The sequence below is a fragment of the Xanthomonas sp. WHRI 1810A genome (assembly GCF_040202885.1).
In the GTDB taxonomy this organism is placed as follows: domain Bacteria; phylum Pseudomonadota; class Gammaproteobacteria; order Pseudomonadales; family Pseudomonadaceae; genus Aquipseudomonas.
Genome location: NZ_JBEGED010000007.1, coordinates 23,745 through 41,064 on the forward strand (window position 1 = coordinate 23,745; position 17,320 = coordinate 41,064).

At 59.6% G+C, this 17,320-nt stretch carries 17 protein-coding genes and 2 tRNA genes; 6 read left to right on the forward strand and 13 right to left on the reverse strand.

The genetic code is table 11. The features are described from left to right. Window positions 1-275 precede the first annotated feature (275 nt). The 6 genes from ABQX22_RS12010 to ABQX22_RS12035 all read right to left on the reverse strand — a co-directional run bounded on the left by ABQX22_RS12010 (window position 276) and on the right by ABQX22_RS12035 (window position 4,957). Window positions 276-351: transfer RNA gene (locus ABQX22_RS12010), tRNA-Thr, on the reverse strand. Between the two features lie 292 nt (window positions 352-643). After that, entirely contained in the window at window positions 644-1,864 is a 1,221-nt protein-coding gene (locus ABQX22_RS12015) for a methyltransferase (RefSeq protein WP_349799716.1), read from the reverse strand. Between the two features lie 84 nt (window positions 1,865-1,948). Continuing rightward, complete coding sequence (locus ABQX22_RS12020) at window positions 1,949-2,638, reverse strand: ABC transporter permease (protein WP_349799718.1); 690 nt, start codon at window positions 2,636-2,638, stop codon at window positions 1,949-1,951. Further along, window positions 2,635-3,330 (reverse strand): ABC transporter permease, encoded by a 696-nt coding sequence (locus ABQX22_RS12025; protein WP_349799720.1) that lies wholly within the window; start codon window positions 3,328-3,330, stop codon window positions 2,635-2,637. The genes ABQX22_RS12020 and ABQX22_RS12025 overlap by 4 nt, the downstream gene beginning before the upstream one ends. A 72-nt stretch (window positions 3,331-3,402) precedes the next feature. Then, window positions 3,403-4,170 carry an ABC transporter substrate-binding protein gene (locus ABQX22_RS12030; RefSeq protein WP_349799722.1) on the reverse strand — a complete coding sequence of 256 codons (768 nt, stop codon included), beginning with the start codon at window positions 4,168-4,170 and terminating at the stop codon, window positions 3,403-3,405. A 13-nt stretch (window positions 4,171-4,183) separates the two neighbouring features. Then, a complete protein-coding gene (locus ABQX22_RS12035; protein WP_349799724.1) occupies window positions 4,184-4,957 on the reverse strand; it encodes an ABC transporter ATP-binding protein in 774 nt (257 codons plus the stop codon). A gap of 456 nt (window positions 4,958-5,413) precedes the next feature. Between ABQX22_RS12035 and gabP the strand changes: the two genes are divergently transcribed. Beyond that, window positions 5,414-6,805, forward strand: coding sequence for a GABA permease (gabP, locus tag ABQX22_RS12040; protein ID WP_349799726.1), 1,392 nt, complete (start codon window positions 5,414-5,416; stop codon window positions 6,803-6,805). Between the two features lie 91 nt (window positions 6,806-6,896). Here the strand turns inward: gabP and ABQX22_RS12045 are convergent, their stop codons facing one another. The 7 genes from ABQX22_RS12045 to ABQX22_RS12075 all read right to left on the reverse strand — a co-directional run bounded on the left by ABQX22_RS12045 (window position 6,897) and on the right by ABQX22_RS12075 (window position 12,675). Further along, window positions 6,897-7,418, reverse strand: a complete 522-nt coding sequence (locus tag ABQX22_RS12045; RefSeq protein ID WP_349799728.1) for a cytochrome b/b6 domain-containing protein — start codon at window positions 7,416-7,418, stop codon at window positions 6,897-6,899. Window positions 7,419-7,505: 87 nt separating this feature from the next. Beyond that, a complete protein-coding gene (locus tag ABQX22_RS12050; RefSeq protein ID WP_349799730.1) occupies window positions 7,506-8,009 on the reverse strand; it encodes a hypothetical protein in 504 nt (167 codons plus the stop codon). Between the two features lie 89 nt (window positions 8,010-8,098). Continuing rightward, window positions 8,099-8,725, reverse strand: coding sequence for a hypothetical protein (locus ABQX22_RS12055; protein WP_349799732.1), 627 nt, complete (start codon window positions 8,723-8,725; stop codon window positions 8,099-8,101). Between the two features lie 95 nt (window positions 8,726-8,820). After that, a tRNA-Phe gene (locus tag ABQX22_RS12060) sits at window positions 8,821-8,896 on the reverse strand. 101 nt (window positions 8,897-8,997) lie between these two features. After that, entirely contained in the window at window positions 8,998-9,270 is a 273-nt protein-coding gene (locus tag ABQX22_RS12065; RefSeq protein ID WP_349799734.1) for an oxidative damage protection protein, read from the reverse strand. After that, window positions 9,267-10,334, reverse strand: coding sequence for an A/G-specific adenine glycosylase (gene mutY, locus ABQX22_RS12070; protein WP_349799736.1), 1,068 nt, complete (start codon window positions 10,332-10,334; stop codon window positions 9,267-9,269). Before mutY ends, ABQX22_RS12065 begins: the two co-directional genes overlap by 4 nt. 124 nt (window positions 10,335-10,458) lie before the next feature. Further along, entirely contained in the window at window positions 10,459-12,675 is a 2,217-nt protein-coding gene (locus ABQX22_RS12075; protein ID WP_349799738.1) for an AsmA family protein, read from the reverse strand. A gap of 381 nt (window positions 12,676-13,056) precedes the next feature. Here ABQX22_RS12075 and ABQX22_RS12080 point away from each other — a divergent pair, with 381 nt between their 5' ends. The 5 genes from ABQX22_RS12080 to hisA all read left to right on the forward strand — a co-directional run bounded on the left by ABQX22_RS12080 (window position 13,057) and on the right by hisA (window position 17,285). Continuing rightward, window positions 13,057-14,718 carry an OFA family MFS transporter gene (locus ABQX22_RS12080; protein ID WP_349799740.1) on the forward strand — a complete coding sequence of 554 codons (1,662 nt, stop codon included), beginning with the start codon at window positions 13,057-13,059 and terminating at the stop codon, window positions 14,716-14,718. 245 nt (window positions 14,719-14,963) lie between these two features. Further along, window positions 14,964-15,557, forward strand: coding sequence for an imidazoleglycerol-phosphate dehydratase HisB (gene hisB / locus ABQX22_RS12085; RefSeq protein ID WP_349799742.1), 594 nt, complete (start codon window positions 14,964-14,966; stop codon window positions 15,555-15,557). After that, window positions 15,557-16,195, forward strand: a complete 639-nt coding sequence (hisH, locus tag ABQX22_RS12090) for an imidazole glycerol phosphate synthase subunit HisH (protein WP_349799744.1) — start codon at window positions 15,557-15,559, stop codon at window positions 16,193-16,195. Before hisB ends, hisH begins: the two co-directional genes overlap by 1 nt. Beyond that, window positions 16,195-16,455, forward strand: a complete 261-nt coding sequence (locus ABQX22_RS12095) for a DUF2164 domain-containing protein (RefSeq protein WP_349799746.1) — start codon at window positions 16,195-16,197, stop codon at window positions 16,453-16,455. Before hisH ends, ABQX22_RS12095 begins: the two co-directional genes overlap by 1 nt. A gap of 92 nt (window positions 16,456-16,547) precedes the next feature. Beyond that, a complete protein-coding gene (gene hisA, locus ABQX22_RS12100; protein ID WP_349799748.1) occupies window positions 16,548-17,285 on the forward strand; it encodes a 1-(5-phosphoribosyl)-5-[(5-phosphoribosylamino)methylideneamino]imidazole-4-carboxamide isomerase in 738 nt (245 codons plus the stop codon). The last annotated feature ends 35 nt before the right edge of the window (window positions 17,286-17,320 follow it).

Genomic DNA, 17,320 nt, shown 5'->3' on the forward strand with positions numbered 1-17,320 from the left:
TAAACCCGGTCGTTGTTCGCAACGACACAGGGCAAGGTAGTCGCCGGATCTGGCGCGTTCAAGCGGCCGGGAGGATATCGTTTAATTTCAGAACCGTCCTACGGGATTTGGGACTTTTTGTGTGGGGATGTAGTGCGGTGGTGTGGCCGAGAATGCTTTCGCGGGCAAGCGCGCTCCTACGGTCTTGGGCTGCCCTGTGTGGACGAGATATGGACGCATTAATCGGGCGCAAACAAAAAAGGCCCACCTTTCGGTGAGCCTCTCTCGCTAAATCTTGGTGCCGGCACCAGGAGTCGAACCCGGGACCTACTGATTACAAGTCAGTTGCTCTACCAACTGAGCTATACCGGCGTGATGGGCGCTGATTATAGGGATTTGGATTCTTGAGTAAAGCCTTAATTTCAGTTTTTTGACCTCTTTATGCCGAAACGCTCTGAAGCTTATTCACAAGCGGCGTAAAGCCCCTATAACACGCAGTGTCATTTGTGAAACGGTTCTCATTGGTTCGCAAGCTACTGAATTTGCTTGACTTAAAACGCTGTACAAAAATTGATCAATGGCCGAAATGGTCTGCATGCTGCGGTTTTCATGCGTTGGCCAATATTGCGTCAACAGACTTATCCACAGGGCAGCGTGCCACAAGTCATGGGAAGCGTTCGGCGAGAATCATCAAGTTACGTGGGGTGATCTGGGGCTCGCAGAAGGTGCCGATGCGTACGCTGTAACCACGCGCTTCCAGATACAGCGCGCGGTCGAGGATGAGCCGCAGTTCCAGCGGGCGGCGGAACAGGTTTCGCACCAGCTCCAGGTTGCGGACTTCGGCGAGTCGTTGCCAGCCTGCGGCTTCCAGGGCGGGCCAGTCTTGATCGCCTGTTACAGCGATGCCCTTCAGTGCGGCAAGGTCGCGCAGGTAGTCGGTGAAGGGTTTGTCCAGCCAGGCCACGGGCAGCGAAGGCGTGGGCAGGTATTGATCCAGGCCCCGAACTTGTCGCTGCAGCAGGTCGAAGGCCAGGCGCCGGGCCATGGAGGTGTCACGCTGGCGACGCACGCGGGCGCCGGCGGTGACGGTTTCGCTGAGCGGCAGGCCGAGGTCGTCGATGGACAGCTCAAGCGTTGAGGCTTGGCCCTCGGCAGACACCGCCTGAAAGCGTTGCGCGGCTGTGCGGTTGTAGCAGCAGGGCGCGATGGCCATGTGTTGGCAGTCGGCGTCGCTGGCCACTTGCATCAGCCGCACGTGAAGATCACCGCAGGCGTGCAGGGCGACGGGGGCGTGGTGAGCCAACAGGCGCGCGGCAGCGCCGGGAGCCATGACGTCCTGTTCAATGTGTTCGGCGTTGAGGTGCAGGTGGGCGCTGAGCTGGCGGCCCGCTTCGACCAGGTGCGGGTCGTATTCGAGGCAGGTCAGCGCTTGACCGCTGTGCGCCAGGCGACGACCCAGATGGCCTTTACCAGCGCACCAATCGAGCCAGTGCCCAGGCGATGTTTCAAAACTCAGGGCACTGGCGAAGGCTTCGATTTGCTGCCATTTGCGGCCGGGCACGTCGACCGCCATGCGCGATGAAACGGGCGGTATCTCCACGACAGGAAGCTTGCCGACGGCACTCAGGGCCACGGACTCGGCGGCGATATCAGCAAAGGGTGAGGGCGCATTGAGCTGTTCGGGCTGGTTATGCGCCGCATCCGCTTCGGCCAAGGTGCGGCTGCGCAACCAGCGGGCGAGTTCGGGGTGGGTGCTCTCCCACGGCAGCTCCCGGTGGGTGAACGGCCTGGGGCGCCACAAGGTTTGGTGATCGAGCAGAAAGCGATCAAGCGCCTCAAAGCGGGCCCGCAGGTCACGTGTTTGCAGGATCGGGATGGCGGGCATGAGCAAGGACGCCGGGGACGGTGAGTCAGGGTAAGCGGGCGCGAGGTCGGGGGCAATCGCAGGCTGTGGCCGCTGACGCAGTCCCTACCGCCCTTGGCACTGATCCACGCGCAGCACTTTCTCCAGCAGTTTGAAGCCCTGCACCAGCACGAACGACATGAGCAGGTAGAGCATGCCGGCCGCGAAGAAAATCTCAACCGGCAGATACGTTCGGGCGATGATCGTGCGCGCCATGCCGGTGAGTTCAAGCAGAGTGACGGTGCTCGCGAGGGCACTGGCTTTGAGCATCAGGATCACTTCGTTGCTGTAGGCCGGCAGGCCAATCCGCGCGGCACGCGGCAGCACGATGTAGATCAGCGCCTTGGCCCTGGACATGCCCAGCGCGCGGGCGGCTTCGACTTCGCCCACCGGGACGGCTTGAATCGCGCCGCGCAGGATTTCCGCGATGTAGGCCGCGGTGTGCAACGTCATGGTCAGCGCTGCGCAGAAAAACGGATCACGCAGATAGGGCCACAGCGGGCCTTGTCGCACGGCGTCGAATTGCGCGAGCCCGTAATAGACGAGGAACAGCTGCACCAATAACGGCGTGCCGCGAAAGAAGAAAATGTAGCCGTAAGGCAGCGTGCGAATGTAGGGATTGCGCGAGGCGCGGGCGATGCCCAGCGGGATGGCCAGCAGCAAACCGGCGATGACCGCCACGGCGACCAGCTCAAGGGTCAGGGTCGCGCCTTGCGCCAGTTTCGGCAGCCATTTGATGATCACGTCCCAGTTCACGAGGCGCTCCTTGCAAAGCCTCGGGCCGCACGCTGTTCGAGAAAGTGCATGCTGGTCATCGCCAGCACCGTCAGGCCCAGATACATGAGCGCAGCGACCATATAGAAGGTGAAGGGCTGCTTGGTGGCGGTCACCGCGATCTGCGAATGGCGCATGATTTCTTCCAGGCCGATGACAGACACCAGCGCGGTGTCTTTCATCAGGATCATGAACAGATTGCCCAGGCCCGGCAGGGCGATGCGCCACATCTGCGGCATGATCAGCTTGATGAAGATCCGTGAGCGCGACATGCCCAGCGCAAGCCCTGCTTCACGATGGCCTTTGGGGATCGACAGCATCGCGCCGCGAAAGACCTCGGTAGCGTAAGCGCCAAAGCACAACCCCAAGGCGATAACGCCTGCGGAGAAAGCGCTGATTTCCAGGCCGGGCAGGCCGACGGCGGTGCCAATGGCCCGCACGGCGTTAACGGTGCCGAAGTAAATCAACAACACCCACAGCAGTTCCGGGATGCCACGCACCAGGGTCGAGTAGCCGCCGCCGAGCCAGTTGAGCGCTCGATAAGAGGAAGTTTTCGCCAAGGCGCCCAACAGGCCGAGGACCAGCCCCAGGCACAGGGCCGAGAGCGCGAGTTGGACGGTCATCAGCACACCGGCAGCGAGTGCGGGGCCGAATCCGTAAAGATCAAAATTCATGGCAGGGCTTGTTTCAGGGACGGGCGCTGCTGCGTTCCTTATAAGAAACGGCAGCAGCGCCTGTCGGACGGATCAGAGAATGCTGAAAGGGAAATACTTGTCGTTGATCTTTTTGTAGGTGCCGTCTTCGATGATTTCCTTGAGCGCCAGATTCAGTTTCGCGCGCAGTGGATCACCGGTTCTGACCGCCATGCCGATCTTGTCGTTGTCGTAGACCGGGTTGCCTTTGAACTCGTAAGCCGTGCCCGCTTCGCTTTTCAGCCATTCGTAGCTGACGTATTTGTCGGAAAGGATGGCGTCGAGTCGGCCGGAGGTGAGGTCCAGGTAGGCGTTTTCCTGGGTATCGTACAGCTTGACGGTCACGTCGCTGCCCCAGTTGTCTTCCAGCCAGGTGCCGGACAAGGTGGCGCGTTGGGCGCCGATGGTTTTACCGTTCAAGGAGGCTTTCAGTTCGTCGACCGAGTGGCCTTTGATGTCGGCGCTTTTCGGCGCGATGAATTGCAGTTTGTTCGAGTAGTACGGTTCGGTGAAGTCGACGGCGGCCTTGCGTTCATCGGAGATCGACATCGAAGAAATGATGAAGTCGAATTTCCCGGCGTTCAGGGCCGGGATGATGCCATCCCAGTCAGACGTCACGATTTCGCACTCGACTTTCATTTTGGCGCACAGGGCCTGGCCGATCTCGACGTCGAAGCCCACGACCTGCCCGCTGGAGTCTTTGTTGTTGAAGGGAGGGTATGCGCCCTCGACCCCCATTTTCAGGGTTTCGGCAGCGAAGGCGCTGGAGGCCAATGCCAGCGTCGTGGCTGCGGCCAGCAACAGGTGTCTGAGGATCTGCATGGGTGTTGCTCCGTTAACGATTGCTGGACATGAATTGTTTGCAGCGCGCCGACTGCGGGTCTTCAAAGACCTGCTGCGGCGATCCTTGTTCCTCTATCAAGCCTTGATGCAGAAACACCACTTCGCTCGACACCTGCCGCGCGAAGCTCATTTCGTGGGTCACCAGTAACATCGTTCGGCCTTCTTCGGCCAGTGCGCGGATCACGCCCAGCACTTCCTGAACCATCTCCGGATCAAGCGCCGAGGTCGGCTCATCAAAGAGAATGACCTTGGGCCGCATCGCCAGCGTTCGGGCGATGGCGGCGCGTTGTTGCTGACCGCCCGACAACTGTGCCGGATAGACGTGTCGCTTGTCACCGATGCCGACTTTGGCCAGCAACGCTTCGGCCGCTTCGATGGCCTCGGCCTTGCTCTGGCCCAGCACACGGCGCGGCGCCTCGATGATGTTGTCGAGCACACTCATGTGGGGCCAAAGGTTGAAGTTCTGAAACACAAAGCCGATTTCGCTGCGCAGACGGTTGATCTGTTTGGTGTCGGCGGCAATCAGCTCGCCGTTGCGCGCTGCTTTGAGCTTGAGGGCTTCGCCTGCCACCAGAATCTCACCCTGATGGGGATTTTCCAGCAGATTGATGCAGCGCAGCAGCGTCGACTTGCCGGAGCCTGACGAGCCTAGAATAGAGATCACGTCACCGTCTCGCGCTTTGAGCGAAACGCCCTTGAGCACCTCGAGTTCGCCGTAGCGCTTGTACAGGTTGCGGATTTCCAGTGCGGGCGTGGCCTCAGCCATGTCGGGTCCTCATGTGTTCTGCTGTCTTTTCGCTCAAACGGGCCTCGATCGCAGCACTGATTCGGTGCTGGCTTGCCGGGCTGTGTGCGCAAAAAAAGGCGCGATGTTGCCAGTTTTACCCCAGTAACAAAAGCGCCATTTGGCCGCATTCATTGAGTCGGACGCTCGTGTGTGCATTCAAAAGGGGCGATGACAGGGTAAATGTGTATTTTCGGTGCGCGCTGGGGTCGTTTGTCTGAGGCAGTCGGTAACATTTCCTACGCGACTGGCGGAATGCCATACCAATCAATGCCTTGCAAGATCGCCCTATACCGGGCATCTCCGAGGACGACGTCGTTTTTGAAATATTTTGGCGTAATTCTTGCGTAAAAAATAAGTAACAGAGCCGTACGGATATTTTTACGAATGTCTGCAGGGTGTCTTGAACCGTATGAAAATCCGTAAAAGGTTGTTCCTATGAGCAGTGCTTCTAATTCTTCGAGTCTCGAGCAAGGGTTGAAACCGCGTCACATCACTATGCTGTCCATTGCGGGCGTGATTGGCGCTGGTCTGTTTGTGGGGTCTGGTCACGCCATTGCTGAGGCGGGGCCGGCGGTACTGCTGGCGTATGGCGCCGCCGGTACGCTGGTGGTGCTGGTGATGCGCATGTTGGCCGAGATGGCCGTGGCGTCGCCTGATACGGGTTCGTTCTCTACCTACGCCGATCGCGCGATTGGTCACTGGGCGGGTTTTACCATCGGTTGGTTGTACTGGTGGTTCTGGGTGTTGGTGATTCCGCTGGAGGCCAACGCCGCGGCGACGATCCTCCACGCCTGGTTCCCGAGCGTCGCCATCTGGGCGTTCACGTTGGTGATCACGCTGCTGCTGACCGCTACCAACCTGTTCAGCGTCAAGAATTACGGCGAATTCGAGTTCTGGTTTGCCCTCATCAAAGTCCTGGCGATCCTCGGCTTCGTCGTGCTGGGCGTGCTGGCCATCCTGGGTCTGTTGCCGAACTCGCAGGTCAGTGGCGTCAGTCATCTGTTCGACACTCAGGGCTTCATGCCCAACGGTATCGGTGCGGTGTTGGCGGCCATGCTGACCACGATGTTCTCGTTTATGGGCACCGAGATCGTCACCATCGCTGCCGCCGAGTCGAAAAACCCTGGCGAGCAGATTACCAAGGCGACCAACTCGGTCATCTGGCGAATCTGTCTGTTTTACCTGGTGTCGATTTTCATCGTAGTAGCGCTGGTGCCCTGGAATGACAGCCGCCTGGCCGATGTCGGCTCCTACCAGACGGTGCTCGATCTGATGGGCATCCCCAACGCCAAGTTGATCGTCGATCTGGTCGTACTGGTGGCGGTCACCAGTTGCCTGAATTCGGCGCTTTACACCGCGTCGCGCATGATGTTTTCGCTGGGCAAACGCGGCGATGCGCCTGCGCTGTCACAACGCACCAGCAAGGCCGGCACGCCGATATGGGCAGTGCTGATGTCGACCGCGGCAGCCTTTCTCGCCGTATTTGCCAACTACGTGGCGCCCGCTGCCGTGTTTGATTTCCTGCTTGCCAGTTCAGGTGCGATTGCGCTGCTGGTGTACCTGGTGATCGCCGTTTCTCAGCTGCGCATGCGTCAAAAACGACAGGCTGCTGGCGAAACAATCGCCTTCAGCATGTGGCTGTTCCCCGGCCTGACCTGGGCCGTCATCGTGTTCATCGTCGGCGTGCTGGCGATCATGCTGGTGCAGGAAGCCCACCGCATGGAGATCATCGCCACGGGGTTGTTGAGTGTAATGGTGATCGCCGCAGGCCTGATCGTTTCACGCCGCCGCAAAGGCGCACATGCCGGGAAGGTCGCGCTTGGCTGAGATGAGCAGTTGAGCGTTTAGCGGTTAGGAAACGGCTGTGATCAGTGATGATTGCGGCCGTTTTTCGTTGTCACGGCGTTCGAAAATGGTGTTAGCGCATCCGCCACAATACCGAGCGTCCCATCACCTGATGCTGCACCACTGCCATCAAATGCACCGCCACCAACCCCGCCAACACCGCGCATAACACGTGATGCACCTCATGCAGCGTGCTCAGCGTCGTGGCTGAGTGGATCAGTTGTGGCAGTTGGAAGAGGCTGAGCATGTCGACGGGGTGAGTCATCATCAGTACGCCGGTGATCAGCACCGCGCTCACCACGACATAGAGCGCCACATGTGCCCAACGAGCCAGATACGCCTGAAGGCCTTGAGGCGCGGGCGTTTGGTTTTGCATGACCGCGAGCCACACGCGCCACATGAAGACCGGGATGAACACGCTGGTGAGCTGTGGATTGACTGACTCCACCCACAGGCGAAAGCGGTCTTCGTGCGCCAGCAGCGAGACGCCGAAACCGCTGAAGGTCGCCCACAGGATGACGGCGGCCGATACCCAGTGCAGATAAATGCGCCAGGTGGAATACGGCTTGTGTGAGGGTGTAGAGAGCTCGGTCAACGTGGCGGCCTAATTGAGAAGAGATGTCATTCTCGTCAAGGTCGGCACGCTAACCGCGTAGTGGCACTTTGTAAATTAAAATTGCGGTTACGGATGCGGTGGGGCAGGCCGGCTGGTGCGTGCGTTCTTCTTCTCAAGGATCTGAGACGCCTGGCTGTAGTCGGCTTGAAACGCTTCGCCGCCGATCCATTCGATGGCCGCGTCTTCGTCCTCATCATGGTGAATCGCGCGATAGGTAATCAGCAGCCCCATCATGAAGTCGGTAGCAGGTTCTTCCTCTTCCTCGGCGATGACCAGCTCCAGCACCGGGTACTGCAGGAACACCACGCACATCGCCAGTTGGCTGATGGCCTCGGCGCTTTTCATGGCTTCAAACAGGTCATCGAAGTCGGCAGGGTCGAACCCGTTTTCGACGATGTCTTTGAAGTCGAAGGTGCTGAGGTCGATCTCGACATCATCGAACGGCTCGTTGACGAAGGGGTTAGCCAGCACCGGGTGCACGACGCTTTGCCCGGCCTTGCCCATGCGGTTCTGCTTGGCTTTGACTTTCGCCCGCTTGGCGCGCTTCTGTTGTTTGTCAGGGGAGGCCATTGAGGCGATTTCCTTTGTGCGGTGCAGCCATCTTCATGGCCCGGGATGGACGGGCGGACAGTGTATGAGTCTTGCGCCCGTCAGTCCTGCTACTTCTGGCCTGAGATCAACCGATCGATCATTTCCTCTTCGATCTCGCCAAGGACATCCCGGAAGGCCTCGTAGAAATCATCATTGACGATGCGCGCCCTGACAGCCTCTTCGTCGAGCCCATGAGCCCATCTCCAGTAGGCGCCCAGCGAATTGACCAGAATGTCGTCGTAGTGGTTGAAGTCAATGTTGTAAAGGGCATGAGCTGCGACCGGTCCTCTCGCGAACGCTGACAGCAATGCGTGCTCGCCTTCCAGCTCTGCTTGTTTGAGTGCTTCGAAATGCGCAATGCGTTGCTCCTCCGAGGGCTCCGGCGCTGGACGCTCGTAGACTTCACTTAGCTGCATTTCATCTTCGGTCGGCATGCCAGTCATGTCGCCCTTCAAGAGCGCCTTCATTGCCTCGCGCTCCTCGTCATTCAGGGTTTCGAGGAGTTCAGGCTCAATATAGGCTTCCAAAAGTAGGTCATCTTCATCTAGCGCTACGTCGGGTGAGAGGAAATCCGGCATGAAATAGTCGGGAACGATAGGCGTCGCTGTGTGAGGGTTCTGGCGTGCGACGCGACTTTGTTTAGCTTTGGTCTTGGCGCGTTTGGCACGCTTTTGCTGCTTGTTCGCGGATGACATGGAAAGCTCTCCTGTTGTGCGAATCTGCAATGTTAATAAATCGCGCCCAATAAAAAACCCCTGAATCTTTCGATGCAGAGGTTTTTCGGTATTTGTGGTGCCCAGAGACGGAATCGAACCGCCGACACGGGGATTTTCAATCCCCTGCTCTACCGACTGAGCTATCTGGGCAACGGGGCGCATTAGACGTGTTTTTCAGGGGGTCGTCAAGCGTGTTTTTCAAAAAATCGAATTATTACCGTCGCTTACGACCCGCACTGCGATAAACCCTTTTATTCTGCGGGCGGAACATACCCGTCGGCCTTGGCGTATTCCTCGCCCGACAGAAACTTATCCATCTCGGTCTGCAGGAATTTTCGGTCTTCGGCGTTCATCATGTTCAGGCGACGCTCGTTGATCAGCAGGGTCTGGTGTTTCTGCCAGTCTCCCCAGGCTTTCTGCGAAACGTTATTGAAGATGTCTTCGCCTTTTGCGCCTGGATAAGGGGCGCGTTCCAGGCCTGGCAGTTCTTCTTTGTATTTACGGCACATTACGATGCGGGTCATGAGGACTCTCCTGCATTCAATACGTCGGCTGCGTTTTTAAGCAGCTTCTTCACCGGGGCGGCAAGGCCCAGGCGCGGCGGGGTGGCGAGGTTATACCAGAGCCAGTCGTCCTCGGCCACGTGATGGGCGGACTGCTGGACCTGCACCAGCCATGGTTCGATGGTCAGCTGGAAGTGGCTGAACGTGTGGATCAGGCCGGGCAGGGCGTGATGCTCGCCGAGCTCCAGCGCGTGTTGCGTTGCCAGGTGCTGCACGTCATCGAAGTCGTCCAGCTCCGGCAGGCTCCATAATCCGCCCCACAAACCGGTCGAAGGGCGGCGATACAGCAGAATCGCGCCGTCGCGGTTGGCGAACATCGGCATCAATGTACGCCGCTGCGGAATGGTCTTGCGCGGCTTGGGGATCGGGTAGCGCGTTTCCAGGCCCAACAGGTGCGCTTCGCAACCGCGCTCGAGCGGACACAGCAGGCAGCTTGGCCGGGTGCGCGTGCACAACGTGGCGCCCAGATCCATCATCGCCTGGGTGTAATTGTTCACCCGTTGATAGGGCGTGAAACGCTCGGCATTGGCCCAGAGCTGCTTGGCGACCTTGGGCTCGCCCGGATAACCCTCTTGCGCCGTGTAGCGCGCCAGAACGCGTTTGACGTTGCCGTCCAGAATCGGTGCGCGCAGGCCCATGCTGATGCTGGCGATAGCGCCGGCGGTCGACAGCCCGATGCCCGGCAGCAGGATCAGTTTTTCAACGTCGCGCGGGAATTCGCCCCCATGATCGGCGACCACGATCTTGGCGGCCTTCTGCAGATTGCGAGCGCGGGTGTAATAGCCCAGGCCCGTCCACAGGTGCAGCACTTCGTCTTCGGGCGCGTCCGCCAGGGCTTGTACTGTCGGGAGCGCTTCCATGAAGCGGTCGAAGTAATTGAGCACGGTGCTGACTTGAGTCTGTTGCAGCATGATTTCCGAGACCCACACCCGGTATGGCGTGATGTCCTGTTGCCACGGCAGGTCATGCCGGCCGTGACGGTCGTACCACTCCAGCACGGCGCTGGAGAATTGTTCGGCTTGCATGGAGTGTCCGGGGTTGGAGGAGTGAAACTGTAGGAGCGCGCCTGCCCGCGATAAGGTTTTTCAGGCGACATCGTCATGCCTGATCAACGGCCATCGCGGGCAAGCGCGCTCCTACAGGGAGTTGTCAGCGCTTGAACAATCCCTTGATCGCATCCTTGAGTTCCGGGCTCACTTTGTCGCCCAGCTTCTCGTCGATTTTGTCACCGATACGGTCGCCTGCCAGCCTGGCGGCGACTTTGCCCAGCCCGTCGTTGTCCAGACGGCACGCCTTGGCGCCCAATTCCAGGGGGCCACGGCACTGTACCGGCCATTCGATACCGACAAAGCGTGGGTTGACCTCGCAAGCAGGGTCCGGCATGTCGCTCTTGTCGCCTTCGATAATGATGCCGACGCGGTAGTCCATGCCCAGCACACGCAGGTCGATGTCACCCTCACCGTTGACGGTCAGGCCCGGCGTACGCACTTTCAAGTCCGGGTTGCTGGCCACGCCGTTGCGGAACACCAGATTGCCGTTCAGTTGCTGGAAGGGCGTGTCCTTGCCGCGCGGCTCGCCGCTCAGTGATTTGCGGTTGAGCGTTGCGATGCCCCGGCACAGCTGCTGCTCCAGGTTGGCGTTGACCAGCACGCCGTTGTTCAGCGCAAAGCTCGCCGTGCCGTTGAGGCTGTCGATCAGTGCTTTCTCGCTGTTGCCTTTGCCGGTCAAGTCACTGTTGAGGGTCAGCAGGCCACGCAGCGGCGGGGTTTCGCCCTGAGCCTGGATAAAGCGCTCGACCGGCACCTTGGCAATGCGCGTTTGAACGCTGGCCAGCGGCACGTCCGGACGTACATCGAGATTGCCCTTGACCTCGAAATTGCCGTTGTAGAGATCGCCGCGCAGGCTGTCGAGCTTGACCACGCCAGCCTGTGCCGAGGTCTTGAGCGCAGCGTTCTGGATCAGCAGTTTCTGAACCGTCAGTTGACCGAAACTCAGGTCTGCATCAACGTCCAGCGTGCGCATCCGCTCCAGGGGCAGCAATTTCGCATCGCTCCAGGCGCCTTTCGTGGGCTGATCCGGCAGTGGCGTGGTACCTGCGCCCGCCAGGGCCTGGGCCTCGCCGCCTTCGACTTCGGCCTTGCGCGCGGCGCCCGCACTCTTGCGTTCTTCACTCTGGGCAGGGCGATAGCGGTCAGCGTTGAACGTATCGGCCTTGAGCTGCAGGCGCAGCGACTGTTTGGCGATGTCCTCCACGGCGATGCGACCAGTGATGGTGCTGTCGTCGAGCTTCAGGGTCAGGTCGTCGAACGTCACGCTGGTCGGGTTCGCGGCCACTCGGGTGACCATTTCAAACTTGTTCAGACTGCCTTCGCCCAACGGCGGTGCGGGCTGGCCAATGTTTTCGAGAAAGTCGCGCAGATTGATTTGAGCGATCGACAGACCGCCACTCAATTGCGGCGTCTTGTCCAGATCGCGAACATGCAGCTCGCCTAGCGCACGCAGCTGATTGGCCGAGACCTTCATGCCGCTCCATTCGGCGACGTTGGCCGCCTGATCGACCAGCAGATTGCCCTGCGCGGCGAAGGTCAGCGTCTTGCCTTGCAACGGATCGCCCGCCGCTTCGCCGGACAGGCGCATGTCTTCGAATTGATAGCGCTTAAGCACCCGGTCAAACCGCAACTGGCCGGACAACTCGGTCTTGGTGCGAATGACCGGTTGATTGGTGCTGAGGAAGGCCGTCAGCTTGATCGGGATGTCAGTGGCTTCATGCACCGCGCCGGTACTGATCTGAATACTTTCGGCGGTAAATTGCCGGGCCTTGGGAATGTCGTTGTATTCGATGCGCGCGTTGTTGACCGTCAGGCTGTCGATGTCCAGCTTAACCGGCTGCGCCGGCCGCTCGGGTTTGGTGGGTGGGGCGGGCTCGCCGGCGGGGGTGGTCGCCTCGGTTGACGCAGTGGCGGGCACCTTGCCGATGTCTTCCCAGTTGCCATGGCCGTTGGCGTCACGGGTCAGCATCAGATTCAGGCCTTCGACGCGCACGTCGCTCATCTGCACTTCTTTGCGCAGCAGCGGCAGCACGCGAACGGAAAGGCCGAGCATCTGCAGGTCGGCGAACGGTTTGGTCGGGTCGGTCAGGGTAGCGACGCTGGCGTCATGCAGTTCCAGGCCTAGCCAGGGGAACAGACTCCAGCCGATATCGCCGTTGAGGGTCAGCTCCACATGGGCCTTGTCGCGCGCCAGTTTACGAATCTCGTCTTTATAGTCGTTGGGATCAAACAGATGGCTCAGGGCAAAACCCAGAGCCACGATGATCAGCAACAGCCCGAGAACACACAGTCCCAGGATTTTGCCGAACGCTTTCATGAGCGAGTCCTTGTTGTCGTGTCGTTCAAAATTTAGCCCGCGAGTATAACGTTCTCACGCAAGCGTAGTTTGCTTCGCGGTCAAGGTGCCAAATTTCCGCCATTTATCGTCGCCTCCCGGCTCAATCGCGCGGAAGTGTCAGCTTTCTTACGCAGTGATCCTACCCATGACGGACGGTATAAAAAAGGTAGTAGCAGATCGCTTTCTTTTGCGCGGCAGATGGTAAAGTTTCGCGCTTCGAAGCTTTAGCTGCGTCGAATTGTCACGTAATCAAAAATCCTGCCGATAAAACAACCGTTGCCTGCGTGCATCAAGGTTGTGGGCGAAAAAGCGTTGCCACTACTTTGCAAGTCACAACTAAAAAAATCTGGGGGAATAACAATGAGTACAAGTACTGCGTTGGGCGGTTCTACCGCGCAACCTGCGTTCTTGTCCAAAGAGCGCATTATCGCGAAGAGCGGGTTCAACCGCTGGCTGGTACCACCTGCAGCCCTCGCGATCCACCTGTGTATCGGCATGGCCTATGGCTTCTCGGTGTTCTGGCTGCCGTTGTCCAAGGCAGTGGGTATCAAGACCGCCGTTGCTTGTGCACCCGACATGGGTTTCTTCGAGCAAGTATTTTCAGCCAGCTGTGACTGGCCGATCTCGATGCTCGGCTGGATCTACACCCTGTTCTTCATTTTCCTGGGTTGCTCGGCAGCCATCTGGGGTGGCTGGCTAGAGCACGCCGGTCCGCGCAAGGCTGGCGTCGTGTCGGCACTGTGCTGGTGTGGCGGTCTGCTGATCTCGGCACTGGGCATTTATACGCACCAGATCTGGCTGATGTGGATTGGTTCGGGCGTGATCGGTGGTATCGGTCTGGGCCTTGGCTATATCTCGCCGGTCTCGACGCTGATCAAGTGGTTCCCGGACAAGCGCGGCATGGCCACCGGCATGGCGATCATGGGTTTCGGCGGCGGCGCGATGGTCGGTGCTCCCCTGGCAACTGCTCTGATGAGCCGCTTTGCTTCGCCTGACAGCGTCGGCGTATGGCAGACCTTCGTGGCCATGGCGGTGATCTACTTCATCTTCATGATCGGCGGCGCCCTGTCTTATCGCGTTCCGCCTACCGGCTGGAAACCTGAAGGCTGGACCGCTCCGGTCAAGAAAGCCAGCAACGCAATGATCACCAACCGTCACGTGCACGTGAACGTTGCGTGGAGAACCCCGCAGTTCCGTCTGGTCTGGCTGGTGCTGTGCCTGAACGTCTCGGCCGGTATCGGCATCCTGGGTATGGCCTCTCCGCTGTTACAGGAAGTGTTCGCGGGCAAGTTGCTGGGCAATGACTTGGGCTTCAGCCAGCTGGACGCTTCGCAACTGGCGGCCATTGCGGCCATCGCGGCGGGCTTCACCGGTCTGTTGAGCCTGTTCAACATCGGCGGACGTTTCTTCTGGGCATCGTTCTCGGACTACATCGGCCGCAAAGCCACGTACTTCGTATTCTTCGCCTTGGGTTTCCTGCTGTACGCGTCGGTTCCGACACTGGGCCACATGGGCAGCGTCGCGCTGTTCGCGGCGGCTTTCTGCGTGATCCTGTCGATGTACGGCGGCGGCTTCGCCACTGTGCCGGCCTACCTGGCTGACCTGTTCGGTACGCAAATGGTCGGCGCGATCCATGGTCGTCTGCTGACTGCATGGGCAGCGGCTGGCGTGCTGGGTCCGGTGCTGGTGAACTACCTGCGTGAATACCAGCTGAGCCACGGCGTAGCGCGTGCCGATGCCTACAACATCACGTTGTACATCCTCGCGGGCCTGTTGGTGTTGGGCTTCATCTGCAACCTGCTGGTGCGTCCGGTGGCTGACAAGTACTTCATGACCGACGCAGAGCTCAAAGCCGAGCAAGCCATCGGTCACGATGTCGGTGCCGATCACAGCACTTCGCTTGAGTGGAAAGCAGCCTCCGGCACCAAGCCGCTGGCGATCCTGGCCTGGTTGGCCGTGGGCATCCCGCTGGCGTGGGGCGTCTGGATCACCCTGCAGAAAACGGCTGTGTTGTTCCAGTAAGAGGTAGAAGGTTCGGCCTGATCGTTTGCAGGCCGGACTAAACCTGTAGGAGCGCGCTTGCCCGCGATTGCAGTGTGTCAGGCACTCATGATGTGTTTGATACACCGCAATCGCGGGCAAGCGCGCTCCTACAGTCCCCCTTCCGAATCAATCCCTCCGTCACCCATCACACGTCTCGTGTTTCTGTTTCCCCGCCGCACGCCTATAATGCTCGCCTTTTCGCCCAATGATTTGCGGAGCTGGTGATGGCCGAACGTATGGCGTTTGTCGAGCGCGACACTCTGGAAACCCAGATCAAAGCCTCGATCAACCTGGATGGCACTGGAAAGGCCCGATTCGACATCGGCGTTCCCTTCCTTGAACACATGCTCGATCAGATTGCCCGTCACGGGTTGATCGATCTGGATATCGTCAGCAAAGGCGACCTGCACATCGACGACCACCATACGGTGGAAGACGTCGGTATCACCTTGGGTCAGGCATTCAGCAAAGCCATCGGCGACAAAAAGGGCATCCGTCGCTACGGCCACGCCTACGTCCCGCTGGATGAAGCGCTGTCACGCGTGGTCATCGACTTTTCCGGTCGCCCGGGCCTGCAGATGCATGTCCCCTATACCCGCGCCACCGTTGGCGGCTTTGATGTCGACCTGTTTCAGGAATTTTTCCAGGGCTTCGTCAACCACGCCAATGTCACGCTGCACATCGACAACCTGCGCGGCTCCAACACTCACCACCAGATCGAAACCGTGTTCAAGGCTTTCGGCCGTGCGCTGCGCATGGCGGTTGAGCTCGACGACCGTATGGCTGGCCAGATGCCCTCGACCAAGGGCGTGCTCTGATGCAGACAGTCGCGGTTATCGATTACGGCATGGGCAACTTGCACTCGGTGGCCAAGGCCCTGGAGCACGTGGGCGCCGGTCGTGTGCTGATCACCAGTGACGCCGATGTGATTCGTGAGGCCGACCGTGTGGTCTTCCCCGGTGTGGGCGCGATTCGCGACTGCATGGCCGAGATCCGCCGGCTGGGCTTCGACGCCCTGGTGCGCGAAGTGAGTCAGGACCGCCCCTTCCTTGGCATCTGCGTCGGCATGCAGGCGCTGATGGACCGCAGCGAAGAGAGCGGCGGTGAAGACTGCATCGGTGTGTTTCCAGGTCAGGTGCGGTTCTTCGGCAAGGACCTGCACGAAGACGGCGAACACCTGAAAGTCCCGCACATGGGCTGGAACGAAGTGAAGCAAGCGGTTGATCACCCGCTGTGGCACAGCATTCCGGATCTGGCGCGGTTCTATTTCGTGCACAGCTATTACATCGATTCGCCCAATGCCCGGCAGATTGTCGGTCGTGGCCATTACGGCCATGATTTCGCCGCTGCACTGGCGGACGGCTCGCGGTTCGCGGTGCAGTTCCACCCGGAGAAGAGCCATACCCATGGCCTGCAGTTGCTGCAGAACTTCGCCGCGTGGGACGGTCGCTGGTGATGGCCAAAAAGAACAAGCCGCCGATCCTGACGCTCACGCCCGAGCAAGAAAGCGAGGCGTGTCACAAGATCAAGCGCTTCATGGAGGACCGCTTCGAACTGGACCTGGGTTCGTTCGAGGCGGCTGAAATCCTTGAATTGTTCACCCAGGAAATCGCCCCGCACTATTACAACCGAGCGATCTTCGATGTTCAGGCGCACTTGAAAGAGCGCTTCGAGAGCATCGAAAGCGACGTTTGGGCGCTGGAGAAGGGCAGCTGAAAGCGACAAGCTTGAAGCTGCAAGAATTAGTACGCGTGCCCGCTTGCAGCTTATAGCTCGCGGCTCGCAGCTCTTTTACGAAGGAAAAGCTCATGCTCATCATTCCCGCCATCGACCTTAAAGACGGTGCCTGCGTGCGTCTGCGCCAGGGCCGCATGGAAGATTCAACGGTGTTTTCCGACGACCCGGTGGCCATGGCCGCCAAGTGGGTCGAGGGCGGCTGCCGTCGTTTGCACCTGGTCGATCTGAACGGTGCGTTCGAAGGTCAGCCGGTCAACGGCGACGTGGTCACGGCCATTGCCAAGCGCTACCCGCAACTGCCGATCCAGATCGGCGGCGGCATTCGTTCGCTGGAAACCATCGAGCACTACATCAAGGCCGGCGTCAGCTACGTGATCATCGGCACCAAGGCGGTCAAGGAGCCTGAGTTCGTGGCTGAAGCCTGCCGTGCGTTTCCGGGCAAGGTGATTGTCGGTCTGGACGCCAAGGACGGTTTTGTCGCCACCGACGGCTGGGCTGAAGTCAGCTCGGTCCAGGTGATCGATCTGGCCAAGCGTTTTGAAGCGGACGGTGTCTCGGCCATCGTTTACACCGACATCGCCAAAGACGGCATGATGCAGGGCTGCAACGTGCCCTTCACGGTGGCGCTGGCCAATGCCACACGCATTCCCGTGATCGCCTCAGGTGGCATTCACAACCTGGGCGACATCAAGGCGCTGCTCGATGCCGGCGCACCGGGGATCATCGGCGCGATTACCGGCCGGGCGATCTACGAAGGCACGCTGGATGTGGCTGAAGCCCAGGCGCTTTGCGATCTGGCTCAGCGCTGATCTGTAGGAGCGCGCTTGCCCGCGATTGTCCGTTT